This window comes from Thiorhodococcus mannitoliphagus (assembly GCF_010915725.1).
Taxonomy (GTDB): domain Bacteria; phylum Pseudomonadota; class Gammaproteobacteria; order Chromatiales; family Chromatiaceae; genus Thiorhodococcus; species Thiorhodococcus mannitoliphagus.
This window is the reverse complement of the sequence record NZ_JAAIJR010000232.1, coordinates 1-4,240: the sequence shown is the minus strand read 5'-3', so window position 1 is coordinate 4,240 and position 4,240 is coordinate 1. Positions and strand designations below refer to the sequence as shown.

Genomic DNA, 4,240 nt, shown 5'->3' with positions numbered 1-4,240 from the left:
ATGCTCCTACAAGGTTCCTGCGAAGATGCCTTATTTTAATAGAATCATAGCCTTAGATGCTAAGTCCATGGCATTGCTGGACGGGCAGCAAAGGCGGATCGCCCTCTCGGGCATCCGCCCTACGCGGGCTGGGCGCAGAGGGTTGGCTCTGTATCCAGGTGCAGGCTCGCTGGCTCCTCCTCTTCCAACAGCGAGAGCACCTGGGTGACGCTCAGATCCAAGAGTGCGTCGATCTTTTGGGGCAGCCAGAAGGAGAGTGGGCGGGCATGACGAAGAGACAGCCTGAGCCAATGTCGTACGTGTGTAAGACTGGATGAAGCATGACGGAAAGAATAGCCGGGCTGTTTCGTTCGAGTTTTCGGGATAAAGCTCCGCTAGAGCAGGCGATGTCCATAGGCGCCCAAAAATAATCGGTCCCCTTTATCCAGGAGCGAAATGCTCGGCAATTATCCTTACGCTCCCAAGGCTGCGTTTAATATCATGTATTTCGCCATACTGTTTATATCTGAAGGTATTACGAATATGATCAGCCAAAACAAGCTGTGCTTCTGAGCGGGTAATATCGCGTTTATTGCTAACTAGTTCTTTCTTGAGCCTGTTGATTGCTTCAGCTATTTCCAAGCTTTGAATTAATGATTTGATACGCTGCGATCTGTATAGCTTGGCATCAATATTTTCTTTTAAGTCAATGATCTGTTTGTATTTTCCCTCCTCTTCTCTAAATTGCAGTTTTAGCTCGTTTAGCTTATGCTCTGTTATGGCTATTTTTATTTGCATTTTTTTGTGGTTTTCTGACATGATACGATGTTTGTTATCAAGATCTATCAGTATCTTGCTGTATTCTGAGATACGATCAATACTTCCTTCTCCAAGTTCAGAAATGCCTTGCGCAACAGAAAGGATTTTTCTGAAAACCTCATTGTTATGCTCAAAAACTAATTTTACTAGTCCTAGGCCAGAACCAATTGCCTCCCTGTAAAGTCCAGTGATTTCATTGTGATGCTTCTCAAATATGCCACGATAGATCGCTATGTCACTATCTTGAGGGATATATGTTTCGTTACTAGTCATGAGTGCAATCTCTTCATTTTTTGGTGTGAAATATATGCTATAAAGCAGTATCTATATCTTTACCGAGTTCGTGCTTCAAAAAACTTATTGCCTCCCCGAGCTTTTTACCGTATTCGTCATGCACATATATATCTTTGAGCGCCTCTGCTTTTTTGTTTTCAATGTCGGCATAGTCTGAATCTAACTTGGCTTGCTTGGAGGCCAGTTCAGTTTCTTTTTTGTTAAATTCGGCTTGCCTCTTAGCGTTCTCTTTATTTAAGTTATTTTGAAAATAGAAGAAAATCGAAATCAAAAGTAAAATCATAATGGCCGCTAAAGCAAAAAAATATGGGATGGAGCTACTAATGACTTCATTCTTTATATCCTTTCTGAACTCTTTTTCGTAAGCTTGTTGTAGTGTTTTTTTATCAAAATCCAGTTGTGTTTCATAGCGTGCAATTTGCTCCATTGTTGATCTTAAATCCTGATTACAACTTTCAAGCTGGCTGGTTACTTTGTCGATCTCCTCCAAGTTATCGTTGCCGCATCCAGAGATTAGGCAAGCACAAAAGATAATGGTTATCTTCGCGAGCAAGAGATTGATGGGCTTCTTATTTGTCATTATCAACACCATTCAGTAACTATCCCCCGGTAGCGCTGGGGGTTTCGGGATTGGTGAGCCGCTCAAAGGGGCACTCGATTTGTTAATGCTTCCTTGGGTACGGTCGCTCCCCCAGCAAAGGCTGAGTGCTTCGCTCGGCGATGATCTTGGAAGCATTAGCCTAACTTCCGAGGTGCACGATCTTGAGAAGAGCGAGTTCAATGAGTGAATCAGACTATGCTCGACTATCCTGCCAAGCTTGAATTTAATTTAGTCGCCGTGTTTTCACCAGCCCTTTCCGCGCCGACGTGACCAAGGGTATTGGCGGATCGTCCTCTCGGGCATCCGCCCGACACGTGTTTGTAGCTGAACGAGAGCCTGGCTGTAAACTCACCGATGGCCGCGCAGCCGCGCGCCGTGACGGATCCAAGAGGACAAAGACAAAACGCCCCTCGTGCCCGCTCTAGCCCCTCAGCCGTCGCCGGAAAACATGGCGCGGGCCATGATCGAAACCGCGCCCAGCGTGGCATAGTCGATTGTCCGCCATTACCCCGTCTCACGGCCCTTGCGGGCGATGAGTCGGCGCGGTTTAGAGGGTCACTCCCGCATCAACCGCCGCGTGGTCAACAAGGCATCGGCCAACACGCGGCGGGCTTGCCGTCGCTCGAATTGTTCGTTGACGAGCGCGACGGCCTCGGCCCACAAGGCCGCCGCCTCGGGCTCGCGGAACACCCGTGCCGTGGCGGCCGTGTCGATCATGACTCGCAAATAGGCCCCGGGATTGCGGCGTGTCCTCATCAGCCCTTGTTTCATGGACACCTCGTGTAGGCCGTCTTCGTAACCCTTGGTCACATCGAAGTAATAGGTTTGCGGCTCCCCCTGCCTTGGGATCACCTCGATCCGATCGTAATGCCGCGCGTTTCTGGAGAAGCAGGCTTGGAACTCCGCCGTCCAGTCCGCAAGGGGGCCATGCTTGAGGATCAGAAAGTCGCATTCCTCGCAAACGCTGGACCAGATCGTCTGGGCGTGGATGACCACGGCGGTCTCCAGGCTGTGGCCATCGCCTTGGCGGTCAGCGCTGGCTTGCGGGGGCAGGGCGCCTTCGTCATTCTCGACCTGGATGTTCCAGTCGGCGTCGTCGTCATCGATCCAGGCCGCGATCTCGGCGAGATTCGGCTGCGACTCGTCTTTGCCGTACCACTCCGTGATGTCGAGAAAGTAGGTCACCTCTTCGCCGGTCTTCAGCAGGATCCGCAGGATGTCGTAACGCCTGTCCTCCATGAGCCGCAGTCGCTGCGACGCCAGGGTCCAGGCTTCACCGTAGGCGCCGTGCCGGGCGGTCACCGTGTCGTATTCCATCGCGACGCCAATCGAGGCGTGTTCAGCCCGGATGACGATGGCGGTCTCGATGCTGAGACCATCGCGGCGGCTGTCGTCGCTGTCCTGGCGGGTGAGGTCACGTGGATTCGATTCTGACATGGGTTGTCCTCATGGGTTGAAGGTGTGATCGATCCGGGTGGGCCATCCCTGGCCAAGCGTTCCAAGGACCACCGGGTCCTCAGGCCGCCCGCAACGCCCCGCCCTTGAGCCGGCACTCCGCCATCAGCCGACGCAGGAAGTGCTCGGGCGTCAAATCCTCTCCCAGCAAGGTCCGCTGCCGGCAGACATTGGCGAAGTCGCCCGGTGTCAAGTGCTCCAGCCCCTCCAGATGCCGCGCCAGCGCCGGCGGGACCGGCGCCCGCGCATCGCCTAGCGCCTCGCGCGCGAACAAGGCTAGCCGTTGCGCGGGCGTCAGCGCCCGGAAGCCCAGCTTGAAATCGAAGCGGCGCAGTGCGGCGCCATCGATCCCGCTCATCAGATTGGTCGCGGCCACCAGGATCCCCGGGAAGTGCTCCATCTGCTGCAGCAGCTCATTGACCTGGGTACGCTCCCAGCTGCGCTGGGCCTGGCGCCGATCGGCGAGCAGGCTGTCGACCTCATCGAGCAGCAGGACCGTCTGGGTCGGATCCATCTCGCGGAATAGCCGTGCCAGGTTCTGCTCGGTCTCGCCGACATAGGGCGAGAGCAGGTCCGAGGCGCGCTGGGCCACTAGCTCCCGATCCAGCGCCTCGGCGAGCACCTCGGCGAAGGCGGTCTTGCCGGTGCCGGGCGGCCCATAGCAGCAGAGGCTCCCTCGGCCCTGGCGCTGCAGCGCCTGGACGAGGGCGCTCGGCGACAGCCCGCCGGAGAGATTGAGGTAGGCAACTTCGAAGTCCGTCGCCGGCGCGCGTCGCCGCGGTGCCGGCGCGCCGTGCAGCAGGCCGCGCAGGGCCGCGACCCCCTCGCGCACCGTGGTCTCAGGGGCGGCGCCCGGACGCAGATCGAGCAGCCGCCGTGCCGCACCGAGCTGGGCCGGGGCCAACTTGGGGTCGGCCGCCAGCTCGTCGAGCAGGTCGGGCGCGAGCCCGCAGGCCCCCAGATGACGCTCGGCCATTTGGCGGCGCACCGAGCGCGGCGGCGTCACGAAGGGCACTGCAGAACTCCTGACATACGCCCATTAACTCGCTGAAATGGTGTTATAATTCTGGCTTGAATCGATAAATAAATACG

4 protein-coding genes are annotated in these 4,240 nt (G+C 55.7%); all 4 read right to left on the bottom strand.

Annotated elements, in window-relative coordinates:
* Positions 1-420: 420 nt before the first annotated feature.
* Positions 421-1,071: a hypothetical protein gene (locus G3480_RS25245; protein WP_164656976.1), complete on the bottom strand. Its 651-nt coding sequence runs from the start codon at positions 1,069-1,071 to the stop codon at positions 421-423.
* Positions 1,072-1,108: 37 nt separating this feature from the next.
* Positions 1,109-1,582 carry a hypothetical protein gene (locus tag G3480_RS25240; protein WP_164656975.1) on the bottom strand — a complete coding sequence of 158 codons (474 nt, stop codon included), beginning with the start codon at positions 1,580-1,582 and terminating at the stop codon, positions 1,109-1,111.
* Between the two features lie 666 nt (positions 1,583-2,248).
* Positions 2,249-3,130, bottom strand: a complete 882-nt coding sequence (locus G3480_RS25235; protein WP_164656974.1) for a hypothetical protein — start codon at positions 3,128-3,130, stop codon at positions 2,249-2,251.
* A 79-nt stretch (positions 3,131-3,209) separates the two neighbouring features.
* The gene (locus G3480_RS25230; protein WP_164656973.1) at positions 3,210-4,163 is read right to left on the bottom strand and encodes an AAA family ATPase; all 954 of its coding nucleotides are present in this window, start codon (positions 4,161-4,163) and stop codon (positions 3,210-3,212) included.
* Positions 4,164-4,240 lie beyond the last annotated feature (77 nt).